Annotated in this window: 17 protein-coding genes; 7 read left to right on the top strand and 10 right to left on the bottom strand. The window is 62.2% G+C overall.

Annotated elements, in window-relative coordinates; all coding sequences use genetic code 11:
- Positions 1-11 precede the first annotated feature (11 nt).
- Both B1722_RS00315 and B1722_RS00310 read left to right on the top strand, forming a co-directional pair.
- Positions 12-674 carry a response regulator gene (locus B1722_RS00315; protein WP_086790856.1) on the top strand — a complete coding sequence of 221 codons (663 nt, stop codon included), beginning with the start codon at positions 12-14 and terminating at the stop codon, positions 672-674.
- Entirely contained in the window at positions 671-2,065 is a 1,395-nt protein-coding gene (locus tag B1722_RS00310; RefSeq protein ID WP_086790855.1) for an ATP-binding protein, read from the top strand. The genes B1722_RS00315 and B1722_RS00310 overlap by 4 nt, the downstream gene beginning before the upstream one ends.
- Here the strand turns inward: B1722_RS00310 and B1722_RS00305 are convergent.
- The 6 genes from B1722_RS00305 to B1722_RS00280 all read right to left on the bottom strand — a co-directional run bounded on the left by B1722_RS00305 (position 2,036) and on the right by B1722_RS00280 (position 6,387).
- Entirely contained in the window at positions 2,036-2,614 is a 579-nt protein-coding gene (locus tag B1722_RS00305; protein WP_041062965.1) for a LysE family translocator, read from the bottom strand. The genes B1722_RS00310 and B1722_RS00305 overlap by 30 nt on opposite strands.
- A 68-nt stretch (positions 2,615-2,682) precedes the next feature.
- On the bottom strand, positions 2,683-3,522 hold the full coding sequence (locus B1722_RS00300; RefSeq protein ID WP_041062968.1) for an AraC family transcriptional regulator: 840 nt from the start codon (positions 3,520-3,522) through the stop codon (positions 2,683-2,685).
- Positions 3,523-3,624: 102 nt separating this feature from the next.
- Positions 3,625-4,323 (bottom strand): arsenical resistance protein ArsH, encoded by a 699-nt coding sequence (gene arsH / locus B1722_RS00295; RefSeq protein ID WP_086790854.1) that lies wholly within the window; start codon positions 4,321-4,323, stop codon positions 3,625-3,627.
- 12 nt (positions 4,324-4,335) lie between these two features.
- Positions 4,336-4,806 (bottom strand): arsenate reductase ArsC, encoded by a 471-nt coding sequence (locus tag B1722_RS00290; RefSeq protein WP_086790853.1) that lies wholly within the window; start codon positions 4,804-4,806, stop codon positions 4,336-4,338.
- Positions 4,807-4,832: 26 nt separating this feature from the next.
- A complete protein-coding gene (locus B1722_RS00285) occupies positions 4,833-5,180 on the bottom strand; it encodes a metalloregulator ArsR/SmtB family transcription factor (protein ID WP_086790852.1) in 348 nt (115 codons plus the stop codon).
- Between the two features lie 265 nt (positions 5,181-5,445).
- A complete protein-coding gene (locus B1722_RS00280; protein WP_086790851.1) occupies positions 5,446-6,387 on the bottom strand; it encodes a hypothetical protein in 942 nt (313 codons plus the stop codon).
- 306 nt (positions 6,388-6,693) lie between these two features.
- Here B1722_RS00280 and B1722_RS00275 point away from each other — a divergent pair, with 306 nt between their 5' ends.
- Positions 6,694-7,377: a response regulator transcription factor gene (locus tag B1722_RS00275; protein ID WP_003223938.1), complete on the top strand. Its 684-nt coding sequence runs from the start codon at positions 6,694-6,696 to the stop codon at positions 7,375-7,377.
- On the top strand, positions 7,355-8,749 hold the full coding sequence (locus tag B1722_RS00270) for a HAMP domain-containing sensor histidine kinase (RefSeq protein ID WP_086790850.1): 1,395 nt from the start codon (positions 7,355-7,357) through the stop codon (positions 8,747-8,749). The genes B1722_RS00275 and B1722_RS00270 overlap by 23 nt, the downstream gene beginning before the upstream one ends.
- Positions 8,750-8,946: 197 nt before the next feature.
- Here B1722_RS00270 and B1722_RS00265 read toward each other — a convergent pair whose 3' ends face one another.
- Positions 8,947-9,744 (bottom strand): SDR family NAD(P)-dependent oxidoreductase, encoded by a 798-nt coding sequence (locus tag B1722_RS00265; RefSeq protein WP_086790849.1) that lies wholly within the window; start codon positions 9,742-9,744, stop codon positions 8,947-8,949.
- A gap of 176 nt (positions 9,745-9,920) precedes the next feature.
- On the opposite strand from B1722_RS00265, the gene B1722_RS00260 reads away from it, so the two are divergent.
- Positions 9,921-10,580, top strand: a complete 660-nt coding sequence (locus B1722_RS00260) for an isoprenylcysteine carboxylmethyltransferase family protein (protein WP_041062991.1) — start codon at positions 9,921-9,923, stop codon at positions 10,578-10,580.
- Between the two features lie 102 nt (positions 10,581-10,682).
- Here B1722_RS00260 and B1722_RS00255 read toward each other — a convergent pair whose 3' ends face one another.
- Both B1722_RS00255 and B1722_RS00250 read right to left on the bottom strand, forming a co-directional pair.
- Positions 10,683-11,351 carry an HAD-IA family hydrolase gene (locus tag B1722_RS00255; protein WP_047295035.1) on the bottom strand — a complete coding sequence of 223 codons (669 nt, stop codon included), beginning with the start codon at positions 11,349-11,351 and terminating at the stop codon, positions 10,683-10,685.
- 78 nt (positions 11,352-11,429) lie between these two features.
- Positions 11,430-11,843: a response regulator gene (locus B1722_RS00250; protein WP_041062997.1), complete on the bottom strand. Its 414-nt coding sequence runs from the start codon at positions 11,841-11,843 to the stop codon at positions 11,430-11,432.
- Between the two features lie 199 nt (positions 11,844-12,042).
- Between B1722_RS00250 and B1722_RS00245 the strand changes: the two genes are divergently transcribed.
- Positions 12,043-12,984: a class I SAM-dependent methyltransferase gene (locus B1722_RS00245; RefSeq protein ID WP_041063000.1), complete on the top strand. Its 942-nt coding sequence runs from the start codon at positions 12,043-12,045 to the stop codon at positions 12,982-12,984.
- A gap of 132 nt (positions 12,985-13,116) precedes the next feature.
- Here the strand turns inward: B1722_RS00245 and B1722_RS00240 are convergent, their stop codons facing one another.
- Positions 13,117-13,896, bottom strand: a complete 780-nt coding sequence (locus tag B1722_RS00240) for a LuxR C-terminal-related transcriptional regulator (RefSeq protein ID WP_086790848.1) — start codon at positions 13,894-13,896, stop codon at positions 13,117-13,119.
- Positions 13,897-14,007: 111 nt separating this feature from the next.
- Here B1722_RS00240 and B1722_RS00235 point away from each other — a divergent pair, with 111 nt between their 5' ends.
- Positions 14,008-15,123, top strand: coding sequence for a polyamine ABC transporter substrate-binding protein (locus B1722_RS00235; protein WP_086790847.1), 1,116 nt, complete (start codon positions 14,008-14,010; stop codon positions 15,121-15,123).
- Positions 15,124-15,148 lie beyond the last annotated feature (25 nt).

Raw genomic sequence — 15,148 nt, 5'->3', positions numbered from 1 at the left:
CAGGAGTCCGCGTGCGTTTATTACTGATTGAGGATGACGTGGCCCTCGGTGAAGGCATTCATCAGGCATTGGGCCGTGAGGGCTACACCGTCGACTGGTTGAAGGATGGCAGCAGCGCGTTGCATGCGCTGCTCAGTGAAACCTTTGATGTGGCGGTGCTCGATCTGGGCCTGCCGCGCATGGATGGCCTCGAAGTGCTGCAGCGCCTGCGCGACAGCGGCTCGAACCTGCCGGTGCTGATACTCACCGCCCGCGATGCCACCGAAGACCGTATCGCCGGGCTGGATGCCGGCGCTGACGACTATCTGGTCAAACCGTTCGACCTCGCCGAACTCAAGGCACGCCTGCGCGCTCTGTTGCGGCGCAGTGCGGGCCGCGCTCAGGCGCTGATCGAGCACGCCGGGATCAGCCTCAACCCCGGCACCCAGCAGGTCAGCTATCAGGGCCAACCTGTGGCGCTGACGCCCAAGGAATATCAGTTGCTGCATGAATTGCTCTCGCCGCCCGGCCGGGTGATGACCCGCGATCAACTGATCCAGCTGCTTTACGGCTGGAACGAGGAAGCGGAAAGCAACACCCTCGAAGTGCACATCCATCACCTGCGCAAAAAATTCTCCACCGACCTGATCCGCACCATTCGCGGTGTGGGGTATCTGGTGGAGGAGCGTCGATGACCTCTATTCGTCGCCGCACGCTGACGCTGATCATCGGGCTGTTGCTCGCGGGTCTTGCGGTGCTCAGCGTGTTCAACCTGCACGACAGCAACCACGAAATCGCCGAAGTCTACGACGCACAACTGGCGCAAAACGCTCGGCTGCTGCAGGGCGTGATGCGCATGCCGCTGGCGAGCCAGGAACACTCGCAGCTGTATCAGGCGTTCAATCAGGCGCTCGGCGAAGCCAAGCCGCGCGTCGACGGTCACCCTTACGAAAGCAAGATCGCCTTCCAGGTCTGGAACCCGAAAAACGAGGTGCTGGTGCACACCGCCAGTGCGCCGTCGTTCACCGCGCCGCCGACGCAACCGGGCTTCAGCGATGTGGTGGACTTGAACGGTCGCCACTGGCGCGCCTTCATGCTCGAAGACCCGCAAAACGGGCTGCGCATCTGGGTTGGCGAGCGCGACGATGTGCGGGCCGATCTGGTCGACCGCATCGTGCGCCATACGCTGTGGCCGAACGTGCTGGGCAGTCTGATCCTCGCGGCGATGGTCTGGCTGGCCATTGGCTGGGGCCTCAAGCCGCTGGCGAACATGGCCGCGACCCTGCGCGCCCGCCACAGCGGCTCGCTGGAACCGTTGCAACTGACGCCCCTGCCCAGTGAACTGGAACCGATGCAGGCGGCGCTCAACCGCATGCTCGCGCAGATCCAGGAAGTGCTTGGCCGTGAACGGCGCTTCATCGCCGATGCCGCTCACGAGATGCGTACGCCGCTGGCGGTGCTGCGGGTGCATGCGCAAAACCTGCTGGAGGCCGGCACCGAACAGGAGCGCCGCGAGTCGTTGCAGTTCCTGATTTCCGGGGTTGATCGCGCCAGTCGCCTGGTCAATCAATTGCTGACCATGGCGCGCCTGGAACCGAAATCCAACCCGCCGCCGCTGCAACGCATCGACCTCAGCGAAACCGTGCGCAACAGCCTGGTGCAACTCACGCCGTGGCTGCTGAGCAAGCATCTCGAACTGGCCTTCGAAGACAGCGCACAAGCGCTGCACGTCATGGCCAGCACCGCCGCCATCGACATCGCCCTGAGCAACCTGATCACCAACGCCGCCAACTTCTCCCCGGAGAACGGGGTGATCACCGTCAAGCTAAGCGAGGCCGATGGCTGGTGCCTTTTGAGCGTCGAAGATCAGGGCCCGGGCATCGACGAGGCCGATCGGGCGCGGTTGTTCGAACGCTTTTACAGTCGTGGCAACGCCAACGGAGCAGGCCTGGGGCTGACCATCGTCAACACCATCGCGTTGCGTCTGGGCGGACGGATTACGTTAGTCAACCGGGCCGAGGGCGGCTTGTGCGCAACGTTGTCAGTGCCGATCAGCTCAGGTGTGCAGCAACGCCGCGGCGGATGAGACGACCAGCAGCACCGCGAGGATCCGGTTCAGCCACTGCAACTGCGCCGGATTGCTCAGCCAGCGCGCTGCACCGCGACCGAGCAACGCCCACAGCGCCAGACACGGCAACGACACCAGAAAGAACGCCAGGCACAACGCGTTCAAGCCCTGCCCTTGTGCGGTAAACACGCTGATCACCGCAATCGCCATCATCCACGACTTGGGGTTGACCCATTGCAACAGCGCGGCGCCAACCAGCCCCAGTTCGGGTTTCTCTTCGCCGGCGGCGGGGTCGATGGCGGTGGCCGGCGCGCTGAAGATCTGCCACGCCAACCAGAGCATCCAGCCCATTCCCAGCGCACTGATCACCGGGCGCACGCCGGGCAGCATCAAGGTGCTGGCACCCGCACCGGCCACCCACACCAGCGACGCAGCACCCGCTCCCGCGCCGAGGATGATCGGCAGGCACGGCCGCCAGCCACGTCGGGCACTGGTGCTGAGCACGATCAGATTGGTCGGCCCCGGAGTAACCGAGGCCACGAAAGCAAAGAGGATGAACGCAAGCATGGCACGGCCCTGTAGAAAGTCAGGGCCTACTCTGACGGCTGCGCAGGGCTGCGGTCTTGAACGTTTGTTCAGCGTCGAGAGGCGCCGATGGCGCGTTGCTGATAGGCGCCCGGCGTGATGCCATAAGCGCGTACGAACCAGCGGCCCAGATGGCTTTGGTCGGCGAATCCGAGGCGACTGGCGACATCCACAGGCTGTATGCCGGCAGCGAGCATCTGCCGGCCCCGGCTGAGGCGCAACTGGATCAGCCACGCGTGCGGCGCGAGCCCATAGGCTGCCTTGAAGGCGCGGGTCAGGCGAAAGCGGTCGGTGCCGCAGACCTCGGCCAGGGTTTGCAGGCTGATGTCCTGTTCGTGAAAGGCCACCAGATAATCGCGCGCCTGACGAGCGATCAAGGGCGCGCGGTTGGCAGCGATCGGTTGCGGTCGGCGATACAGATGAATCGCCAGTCGTTCGAGCAACGCGTCCAACGCCACCTCGCGCACCATGCGCACGTCCTGCTGATGCAGCGCATTGAACGCAAACAAGGTGGCGCGGGCCAGTTCGGGATCATCGTTGAGCACACTGCCGATGCCGGGCAGGCCGCTGCCGTAACTGCCCAGATGCAAGCCGTCCAGCGCTTGCTCCAGCCATGCCGGTTGCAGGTACAGCATGCGATAAGTGAAGCCGTCCGGGCTCGGCGCGTCGCCATCATGGATGTCGCCGGGTTCGAGCATGAAGACTTTGCCCGGGGTACTGTCGTGCCGCGCCCGACGACTGTTGAAGCGCTGCACGCCTTGCTCGGTGAAACCGATCAGGTAGGTCTCATGCCAGTGCGGATCGTAGGCATGCGCATGCCCGGCGAAATGCGCGTGCAGGGTTTCGATGCCGGTTTCCCGGTCGTGGGCAAGGTCGATCCAGTTACTCATGGCTTGAATACGCTAATGGGCTGGCGCCAGTAATCCACAAATGCCCCGGAACGGCTAGAACGTTTGTGCACTGCCCGACCGATGAAGGCGTGTCGCGGCGCTTCAGATCGAGCGCTGATTGACCCGGGCCATCAGTTGCTCGGCGCTTTCCTTGCGTTCGGAATAGCGATCCACCAGAAAATCCTGGCGCTCGCGCAGCAGCACGGTGAACTTCACCAGTTCCTCCATCACATCGACCACGCGATCATAGAACGGCGAAGGTTTCATCCGCCCCGCCTCGTCGAATTCGGTAAAAGCCTTGGGCACCGAAGACTGATTGGGGATGGTGAACATGCGCATCCAGCGCCCCAGCACACGCAGTTGATTGACCACGTTGAACGACTGCGAACCGCCGCAGACCTGCATCACCGCGAGGGTTTTGCCCTGGGTCGGACGCACCGCGCCAAGCTCCAGCGGGATCCAGTCGATCTGCGCCTTGAACACCGCCGACATCGCGCCGTGGCGTTCCGGCGAACACCACACCTGGCCTTCCGACCACAGCACCAGTTCGCGCAGTTCCTGCACTTTGGGATGATCGACCGGAGCATCGTCCGGCAACGGCAAACCGGACGGATTGAAGACACGCGTTTCGGCGCCGAAATGCTCCAGCAAACGTGCGGCCTCCTCCACCAGCAGACGGCTGAAGGAGCGCTCGCGGGTCGAGCCGTAGAGCAGCAGGATGCGCGGTTTGTGTTCGTGCAAAGGTGGCGTGTTGCGGCCTTCGAACAGGCTGTGATCAAGATTGGGCAGGTGCTTTGACATATGTCCTCCGGCTCAAAGGGAGCCGATGCGATCCAGTTCACGCTGAAGCTCAACGCGGCTGAGTGTTTGGAAAGGAAGACCAAGGAAGGTTGCGCAGCGGCGCTCGATGATCGCCAGCGTGGCACGGAACGCCGTGTCCACGGCCACCTCATCACCGGTCACCTCGGAGGGATCCTCCAGCCCCCAATGGCATTTGATTGCCGGGCCGAAGTACACCGGGCAGGTTTCGCCCGCCGCCTTGTCGCAAACGGTGATAACGATGTCCGGCGGGTTGCCTTCAAAGACGTCGTTGCCCTTGCTGTACAAACCGTCGATAGCGATACCGGCCTGTTGCAGCGTCGTCAGGCTGCGCGGCAGCACCTGGCCCTTGGGAAAACTGCCGGCACTCACCGCCTCGAAGCCCTCCCGCGCGAGATGATTGAACATGGCTTCGGAAAGGATGCTGCGGCAACTGTTGGCCGTGCACATGAACAGGACACGCATGGGTAGCTCCCGGGGATAGTTGAAGTTCAGCAGCACGCGGTTTCGCGGGCAGGACGGCCATCCATGTTGTGCAGGCGACAGGCGTTGTCCTTGAGCCAATCGGTGTTGGCCTTGGCCGTGACGTGGAGGACCTGCCGGACCCAGTCCGGCAGGTCCGGGTTGAGCCGGTAATAGACCCATTGGCCCTGACGCCGATCAAGCAACACCCCATTGCTGCGCAATTGCGCGAGGTGGCGGCTGATTTTCGGCTGGCTGTCGTCGAGGGCGCACATCAGCTCGCAAACGCACAGCTCACCCTGCTCGGCAATCAGCAAGGTGGCGCGCACGCGGGTTTCGTCGGCCAGGCTTTTGAACAGTTCGGTGGGAGTGAGCATGGGGCGGACTCGAACATATGGAAAACCGAATATACGGATATCCATATATTATTCAACCGCGAATTTCAGCAACAACGATGAGTCCTGCGAGAGCGTGCGTGGACGCAGAAAGCAAAAAGCCGCTTTCACCGTGAAGTGAAAGCGGCTGAGGCAAAGGCCTCAATAGAGCAACAGGATCAGTGCACGAACAGGGCGATCAGGATAATGATCGGGATTGGCACACCGAGGAAAAACAGTAGTAGAGAGCGCATGGTGATTCTCCTTGTTAACGGACTGGAGGCAGCGTGGTGGTGGCGGTGTAAGTCTCGACTTCAACGTACTCGACTGCATCCCGACGACGGCCGCCGAAGGTGGCTGCCAGGCTTGCGAAGAACGCACCGGCCAACAGCGCAATGAACATCCACAGCGACGTCCAGGCAGCAACTTTGGCAGCGGTGTCAGCCGCCTGTTGGGCTTTGACCTTGGCATCGGCAATGGCTTTTTGAGTACGCGCATAAACCTCGTCGACACGTTTCTCGGCGTCGGCCTGACTCAGGTTGGTCCGCTGTGCGACCAGTTGCGCGAGGTAGGTGCGGTCTTCAGGGCTGAGTTGGCCGTTGGCCAGGCTCTGGGCGAAGATCCGGGTCACCGCACCATGCGCGGCGTCATCGCTGACGGACGCAGGACGGTCATCGCGAAACAGGCTGTCGACGAAGTAACCGTATTGATCGCTGCTGGTGTTTGCTGAAGCGGTACCGGCCGCCTGAGTCGCGGCAGCAGCTGCGCCACCGGCGACACTGGCACCGGCCTGCACACCGCCGCTGATAACACTGCTCACCGAGCCGACGACCAGCACAGCGGTAACCAGCGTCGCCACACACCAGGCGAGGAAGCCATGGGCGGTATCACGGAAATACACTTCATCTCCGTGCATGTTGGCCCACTTAACCCGCAGGCGGCCGGCGATATAGCCACCCAGACCGGAGGCAATAATCTGCGTCGCCGCCAGCCAGACAATCGTGGAAATCCCCAGGCTCTTGGCGCTGACGCCCTCCCCGGCCCAAGGTGAAACGGCAGAGAATCCCAGACCGAAGCCAAGCAGCACCAGAATCATCGACAGTGCTGCAGCCGCCGCCGCGCCCGCGAAGATCGCGCCCCAGGACACGCCTGACACGTTGCTCGACTCTCCTTCGAAGGCCGGATAAAACCCATCAGAGGATCTATTCATTGTTGTAGTGCTCCAGGCATGAAAAATGGTGTTACAACTCGTCAGCAGATGAATTGCAGCGACCGTGCCAGTCGACAACTTTAAATAAATCTATATTTTTCAACGACTTAAAAAGACTGAACTTCTCTATTCATTGCAATTTGCAACAATGCACGCAAAGCAGCGGGTTTTCTGCATTGACGGCAAAACAGCCGGACACCCGAATCTGCGTTTGTGACAGGCTATACATGAAAGTTAATTTAAAGCGCGACGGAAAATACTTGGCAAAATGCTGCCATCCCGTTTGAACCGATCAAGGCCTGCTCTATGACTCGTATTTTGACCATCGAAGACGACGCCGTGACTGCCCGTGAAATCGTTGCCGAACTCAGCAGCCACGGCCTGGAAGTGGATTGGGTCGACAATGGCCGCGAAGGTCTGGACCGTGCCGTCAGCGGTAACTACGACCTGATTACCCTCGACCGCATGTTGCCGGAACTCGATGGCCTGGCCATCGTCACCACCCTGCGTACCATGGGCGTGGCCACGCCGATTCTGATGATCAGCGCGCTCTCCGATGTCGACGAGCGTGTGCGCGGCTTGCGGGCTGGCGGCGATGATTACCTGACCAAGCCGTTCGCCACCGACGAAATGGCCGCGCGCGTGGAAGTGCTGCTGCGCCGCCAGAACAGCGTCGCCACCCAGGCCACCACATTGCAGGTGGCCGACCTCGAACTGGATCTGATCAGCCACGAAGCACGCCGCGCCGAGCAGGTGCTGACGCTGCTGCCGACCGAATACAAGTTGCTGGAATTCCTCATGCGCAACAGCGGCCAGATCCTGTCGCGGATGATGATTTTCGAAGAAGTCTGGGGTTATCACTTCGACCCGGGCACCAACCTGATCGACGTGCACATCGGTCGTCTGCGCAAGAAGATCGACGCGGCGGGCAATGTCCCGCTGATTCGCACGGTACGGGGCTCGGGTTATGTCATTGCCGAACCCGTCTGACGGCTGGCGCTCCTCCAGCAGTCGTCTGCTGGCGCTGTACAGTTCGCTGTTCGTGGCCTGGAGCGCGATCCTCATGGGGGTCATGTACTTCGAAGTCTCCAGCTACCTCGATAACCTTGCCAAGCATTCGCTGATGCAACGTCAGCATCTGTTTTCGCACTTTCGCGGTGAACAACTGGAAGAAGCGCTTGCCGCCAGCATGACCTTCGACATCCGCGGCATCGACGCCTACGGCCTGTTCGACGCCCAGGGCGTATACCTCGGTGGCGCCTTGCAGCAACTGCCCGAAGGCCTGCCGCTGGATGGCAAGATCCACACCCTGGATGACTGCGCCGATTCCGACGACCCGACCCTGCCCGCCGACAGCTGCGACGCGGTGGCGACTCAGACCCGCGATGGCCGCTGGCTGGTGTTGTTGCGCGATAACGGTTCGTTGTTCGCCGTGACGCGGATCATTCTGCATGCCTTGTTCTGGGGTGTGTCACTGACGATCCTGCCGGGGATTGCCGGCTGGCATTTGTTGCGCCGTCGGCCGCTGCGGCGCATCCGCGCGATTCAGGACAGCGCCCAGGCCATTGTCGCCGGCGACCTGACTCACCGTTTGCCGCTGTCCAACCGCCGCGACGAACTGGACATGCTCGCCGCCATCGTCAACGCCATGCTCGATCGCATCGAACGGCTGATGCACGAAGTCAAAGGCGTGTGCGACAACATCGCCCATGACTTGCGCACGCCACTGACGCGCCTGCGCGCGCAGTTGTATCGCATGCAGCAACAGGCCGGCGAAGGTTCGCCAGCAGCGGCGCAACTGGATCTGGTGCTGGCCGAGGCCGATACGCTGATGGCGCGGTTTCGCGGCTTGCTGCGGATTTCCGAACTGGAAGATCGTCAACGGCGCTCAGGATTTGTCGAGCTCGATCCAGTGCAATTGCTGGAAGAATTGCATGAGTTTTACCTGCCATTGGCCGAAGAAGGCGAACTGCTGTTCGTGCTGAACATGCCGGAAACCCTGCCGCCCCTCAATGGCGACCGCGCGTTGTTGTTCGAGGCGCTGGCCAATCTGTTGAGCAACTCGATCAAGTTCACCCCGGCGGGTGGCACGGTGATTTTGCGCGGCGTGAATGACGGCGGGCATACGCGGATCGAAGTCCACGATTCCGGGCCGGGGATTCCCGAAGCCGAGCGTGAGGCGGTGTTCCAGCGTTTCTATCGGGCCGAAGGCGGGCAACCGCAGAGCGGCTTCGGCCTGGGCCTGTCGATTGTCGCGGCGATTGTCAGCCTGCATGGCTTCAATCTTGAGGTGGGCAGCAGTGAGCTGGGCGGTGCGAAGTTGGTGCTGGATTGCCGGCAGAGCTTGATTTCGCAGTCCTGAATTCGCCCGATCTTTCAAACTGATACATCCCCTGTGGGAGCTGACTTGCCAGCGATGGCGGCGGTCCAGTCAATATCTATTCGACTGAAACACCGTCATCGCTGGCAAGCCAGCTCCCACCGTTTTTTATGTTGGATGATCAGGCCGGGGAATTGGCCCGCAGCGCCTCAAGGTCACCCTGATAGAGGCCGTTGAACTCAGGTCGCCATACTGTCGACTACACCGCCATCCACGCGCAAGGCCGCGCCCGTGGTGGCGGAGGAAAACGGCGAGGCGATGTACGTGACCAGATGCGCCACCTCGGCAACGTCGGCCACCCGCTGGATGATCGAGGTCGGCCGCGCCCGGCGGACGAAAGCGTCGGCTTCGTCGCGCAGGTTGCGACCGGACTCGGCCGCGGCGTCCTTGAGCATGTGCTCCACGCCGCCGGTAAAGGTCGGCCCCGGCAGGATCGCATTGACCGTCACGCCAGTGCCGGCCAGACGCTTGGCCAAGCCATGGGATACCGCGAGGTTGGCGCTTTTGGTCACGCCATAGTTGAGCATGTCGGCCGGGGTGGCCACGCCGGATTCCGAAGACAGGAAAATGATCCGCCCCCAACCCTGCTCGACCATCGCCGGCGCGTAATGGCGCGACAGGCGCACGCCGGAAATCACGTTGACCTCATAGAAGCGCGTCCACTCGCTGTCCGGGGTGTCGAAGAAATCCACGGCGTCGAAGATCCCCAGGTTGTTCACCAGAATGTCTGTACGCGGTTCAGCGGCGAAGAGTTTTTCCGCGCCTTCGGCGGTGCCCAGATCCGCCGTCAGACCCCGCAATTGCGCACCCGGCACCTGCTGCCGAATGCTCGCCAGCGCTTGCTCGACCTTGGCCGCTTCACGCCCGATGACCACCACCGTGGCGCCGGCTTCGGCCAGCGACTGGCTGATGCCCAGACCAATGCCACCCGTGCTGCCGCTGACGATGGCCAGTTTTCCACTCAAGTCGATTTTCATGGGTTCACCTCTTCGATAGGCAATACACGGACGAATAGAAGGAATGGATCAGCGTAGACGCGATGTCGGCCGTATGAAGACGTGGCCGACCAAAGACCGGTCGCGAACGATCCGACGCCTTCGCGGGTTGAGCGGCGTTCTACACTGAAAGGGTCAGCTGCTTTTTAGAGAACACCATGAAAATGTCTGCGCAAATGACCGTGGTCGCGGTGCTGGCCACCCTTGCCTATCTGGGGCTGGCGGTGTGGGGCATCGGCGGGCCGGCGGTGTTCTTCTCCCATGGGGCGCTGGTGCTGGTGGCGCTGGCCACGGTATTGATGGTGCTGGCGTCGCTGTTCACCGATGTGAACATGAGCTCGGGCGAGCGCGAGGACCGGGCCAACCGCTGGGTGATTCCGGCGTTCGGCGTCATCGGTCTGCTCAGCGGTTTTCTGCCGGCGTACTGCGATCGCATCGACTTCTGGACCTTCGGCGCTGAAGGCGTGCGCTGGCTCGGCGCGCTGCTGTTTATCGTCGGTGGCGCGCTGCGTCTGTGGCCGGTGTTTGTGCTGGGCCGACGGTTCAGCGGGTTGGTGGCGATTCAGCCGGGGCATCGGTTGGTCACCGACGGCATTTACACGCGCCTGCGCAACCCGAGCTACCTGGGCTTGGTGGTCAATGCCGTGGGCTGGGCGCTGGCGTTTCGTTCCAGTGTCGGGTTGATTCTGGCGGCGCTGACATTGATTCCGTTGATCGCGCGTATCCACTCGGAAGAAGCGTTGCTGCGCGGGCAGTTTGGTGCGGAGTACGAGGCTTATTGCGCACGTAGCTGGCGCTTGTTACCGGGCGTCTACTGACCCTGTAGGAGCTGCCGAAGGCTGCGATCTTTTGACCTTGCTTTTGAAAATCAAAGGCAAAAGATCGCAGCCTGCGGCAGCTCCTACAGGGAATGGGTGATATCAGGTCTTTTGCAGGTGCAGTTGGCCTTGGCTGTTGGCGGTGACGCTCAGCGACTCATAACTGTCGATCGTCGCGTGGCGGGTGTCGAGCGGATGCTGGTGGGTTGTGGTGATGATCATCAGCGCCGCTCCGGCCGCTTCAGCAGCCTGGATGCCGACGGTGGCGTCTTCGAAAATCAGGCAATCGGCGGGATCAAGGCCCAGACGCTGCGCGGCCAGACGATACCCGGCCGGATCAGGCTTGCCGGCCGTTACATCCTCAGCCGTAATCATCACCGCTGGCTCGGCAATCCCCGCCGCCGCCATGCGGCGCAACGCCAGATCCCGAGGCGCCGACGTCACCATGGCCCAACGCTGCGCAGGCAGGCTGTCGAGAAACGCCGCGGCCCCGGGAATCTGCACAATCCCTTCGACATCATCGATTTCCGCCTGCGCGATGAACGCCGCTTGCGCTTCGGCATCAACCCCCGGCAGGTTCAGCCGGCGGATGGTGTCGATGGCGCGGGCGCCATGGATGGTCGGCAGAAACGTTTCGACATCCACGCCGTGGCGCTCGGCCCACGCCGCCCAGACGCGCTCGGCAGCAGCAATGGAATTGAGGACGGTGCCGTCCATGTCGAACAGGAACGCGCCGAACGCGCGATCGAAGACGTTATCGTGAGCAGACAAAAGGTCGCATCCTTTGACAGAACTGGGCGGATTGGCCGGGCAATGTAGCATTTTTGCCCGGCGGTTCGACCCGAAGACTCAGTGCAGACGCGCGGCCTTGGATTTGAACGCGCTGTCGACACAATCGAGCAACTGGCCGATGGCCCAGGGCTTTTTGATGAACGCCACCGGGTGCTTGACCCCGGAAGTCTCCGGCGTTTCATAACCGGACATGACCATCACCGGTTTGTCCGGCCAGCGCTCGCCGACCAGATTGGCCAGCCCCGCGCCGTTGATTTCACCGGGCATGGTGATGTCGGTCAGCAGCAGCGCGACTTCCGGCGCGTGTGCCTCCAGATACAGCTTGGCGGCATCCGCACTGGTTTGCGGCTCGACCTTGAAACCTTCCTCCTGAAGAATTTCGCAGAGAAATTCCAGAATCAACGGGTCGTCCTCAACCACCAGAATCAACCCGCCAGGAAGGTGCGCGCTCGGCGTCGGTGTTGGACTCATGAACTGGCACTCCCTGAATTGCATTAACGACTTAGCGGCTCAAATCCGCTGCTTATCAGGTATGAGCAGCGCGCCCTGCATAAATTCATTTTTGATACAGGTCTTTTCTTAACAGTCGTCAGTGGCCTTGGCTGTCGGGCGTTCGTCAGGCGGTTTTTGTGGTTAAAATGCCGGCCCTTTTGCTTGCCGACCGTGACTGATGAACCCTGAAGCCCTCGCCACCCTCCGCGCCCACTTGTTGCCAGCACTGGCGGCCGCACCGAGCGAAACCCGTCGCCTGTTCCATGGCCGCGGGCGTTGCTGGCCGGGGCTGGAGCAACTGACGGTGGACTGGCTGCAAGGCGTGGTGCTGGTCTCGCTGTTCAAGGAACCGGCACCGGAACAGCTCGAAGCGCTCAAGCACGTGCTGCTCGACCTCAGCACCTCGGCCGAGTGGCAGCAGTCCGGCGCCCACACCCTGCTGCTGCAACATCGCTATTTGCCGCAAAGCACCGCCGAATGGTTGCTGGGGGATGCAATCGACGAGATGAGCATCGTCGAGGGCGGCTTGCAATACCGCGTCGATCTGGGCCGCAAGCAGAACGCCGGGCTGTTTCTCGACATGCGCTACGGGCGCAACTGGGTGCGTGAGCAGGCCGAGGGCAAGCGCGTGCTGAACCTGTTCGCCTACACCTGCGGGTTTTCCGTGGCGGCCATCGAAGGCGGCGCCCGCCACGTGGTCAACCTCGACATGTCCCGCGCGGCCCTGAGCCGTGGTCGCGACAATCACCGCTTGAACGGGCATGACCTGAGCAAGGTGAGTTTTCTTGGTCACGACCTGTTCAAGTCCTGGGGCAAGGTGATCAACAGCGGCCCGTACGACCTGGTGATCATCGACCCGCCATCATTCCAGAAAGGCAGTTTCCTGCTGACCAAGGATTACCAGCGGGTGCTGCGTCGCTTGCCGGAGTTGCTCACGGCAGACGGCACGGTGCTGGCGTGCATGAATGATCCGTCGTTGGGTTCGGACTTTTTGATTGATGGCGTGACTCAAGAGGCGCCGAGTCTGCGCTTTGAGCAGCGGCTGGAGAATCCGCCGGAGTTTCCGGATGTCGATCCCGAGAGCGGCCTGAAGGCGCTGGTGTTCAAACGTTTCGACTGACCTGACACCCCGCCAACACCGCTGATCCCTGTGGGAGCTGGCTTGCCAGCGATGGCGGTGTTTCTGGTAACGAGGATGTCAGCTGTGCCGCCCTCATCGCTGGCAAGCCAGCTCCCACAGGGGTTTGGTGGGTCAGGAAGTGGGTGGACGCAACACCAGCGCAAACAGTTCACCATGCCCGTTCACGTTGAGCTTGTGATAGAGATTGCGCCGATGAACCTTCACCGTCTCCGGCGAAATCCCCATCTGCTGGGCGATGGCCTTGCTGGAAAACCCTTGCAGAATCAGCCGCGCGGTGTCGACTTCGCGCAGGGTCAGACGCGCGTCGAAGCGATCGAGCAGCGTCGCCAGATCCCCCGCCACCGGCTCGGTGCCGGTCCCTTGCGGCGGCAATAGCTGCACGTGACGGCGCATCGCCGCCAGCACCCAGTCGCGCACGCACAACAGACGGCCCTGCTCGACCAGATCGAAAGCCGTCGAGCGCCCCAGCGACAGGCCCAGTACACCGCCGTCGATGTTGATCATGAACTGCAACTCGTCCTCACCGACCACCGAGCGAAAGTAGCTCTGGTAATACTCGCTGTGCAGAAACTGGTCGGGCGCCACCGAGGCCAGGCTGTGCAGGCCGTCGGCGATGCCGGTCGAGGCGGTTTGGTAGAACGGATCGAGCAGGTACATGCCAGCGGTGTAGCTGGCCAGTTCTTCCTGCTCGTCGGCGCGGCCCTTGCTGTCGAAGTCGATCAGCAATTGCGGTGCCTGCCCCGCCTTCATCAGCGCCACCAGCGCGTTGTCCAGCGGCACCAGCAGCCGCAGCGTGTCGACCAGCACGCGCCAGAAAGCGTCCTGGCCGACGGCGGCAAACACCCGCGCCAGACTTTGGTGCACCGGCAACTCCTGCAACAACGCGTCCACGCTCTACCCCTTTTGAGTAACCCATGATGGGAATGGGTCAGGCGTGCCCGCCCCGATAGGCTGAGCACTCCTGTCAATCACCGGCCTGCCGCAGGCCAGGAGTGCCGCATCATGCGTTGTCGTCGTGGCTATATCAACCGGGGCATCAACCTTGGCCTGCTCGCCTGTTTTGGCGTCGCATCCGTCGCCAGTGCCGCCGATGCACCGAGCGTGCACGTCTACAACTGGTACGACTACATCGGCCCCACGACCTTGGCTGACTTCAAGCGCGACAGCGGCATTCAGCCGGTTTACGACACCTTCGACAGCGCCGAAGTGCTCGAAGGCAAACTGCTGACCAGCCGCAGCGGTTACGACGTGGTGGTGGCGAGCAACTTCAGCCTGCCGACGCTGATCAAGGCCGGCGCCCTCGCCCCGCTGCCGCGCGATCAACTGCCGGGCTGGAAGAATCTGGACAGCGATCTGCTGAGCAAACTGGCCAACAACGACCCCGGCAATCAATACGCCGTGCCTTATCTGTGGGGCACCAACGGCATCGGCTACAACGTCGACAAGGTGCGCGCCGCCCTCGGCGACAAGGCGCCGCTGGATTCCTGGGACCTGGTGTTCAAGGAAGAAAACCTCGCCAAGCTCGGCCAGTGCGGGGTGGCGATGCTCGATTCGCCGTCGGAAATGCTCCCGGTGGCCCTGCACTACCTCGGGTTGCCGCCCAACAGCACCAATCCCGAGGACTATCAGAAAGCCGAAGCGCTGCTGCTCAAATTGCGCCCGCACATCGCCTACTTCAACTCGTCGAAATTCATCAGTGACCTGTCCAACGGCAACATCTGCGTGGCCGTCGGTTGGTCCGGGGCGATGCTCGAAGCCAAGACCAACGCCGAGCAGGCCAACAACGGTGTGAAGATCGCCTACAGCCTGCCCAAGGAAGGCGCGCCGGTGTGGTTCGACACGCTGGTGCTGCTCAAGGACGCGCCGAACCGCGCTCAGGGCTTGGCGTTCATCGACTACCTGCTGCGCCCGGAAGTGATCGCGCCGGTCAGTGATCACCTGTCGTACCCCAACGGCAACCGCGCCGCGACCTCGCTGGTGGCCGCAGCCACGCGGGATAACCCGGCGGTGTATCCGTCGGCGGCGGCGATGGCCACGTTGTACACCCTGGAGCCGCTGCCCAAAGCCACCGAACGCGTGCGCACGCGGGTGTGGAGCAAGGTCAAGAACGGTCAGTAACCCCACCTGCAAACCACACAAAACC

This window comes from Pseudomonas sp. SCPG-7, from assembly GCF_002156405.1.
Classification (GTDB): Bacteria; Pseudomonadota; Gammaproteobacteria; order Pseudomonadales; family Pseudomonadaceae; genus Aquipseudomonas; species Aquipseudomonas parakoreensis.
This window is presented reverse-complemented; position numbering and strand designations above follow the sequence as displayed.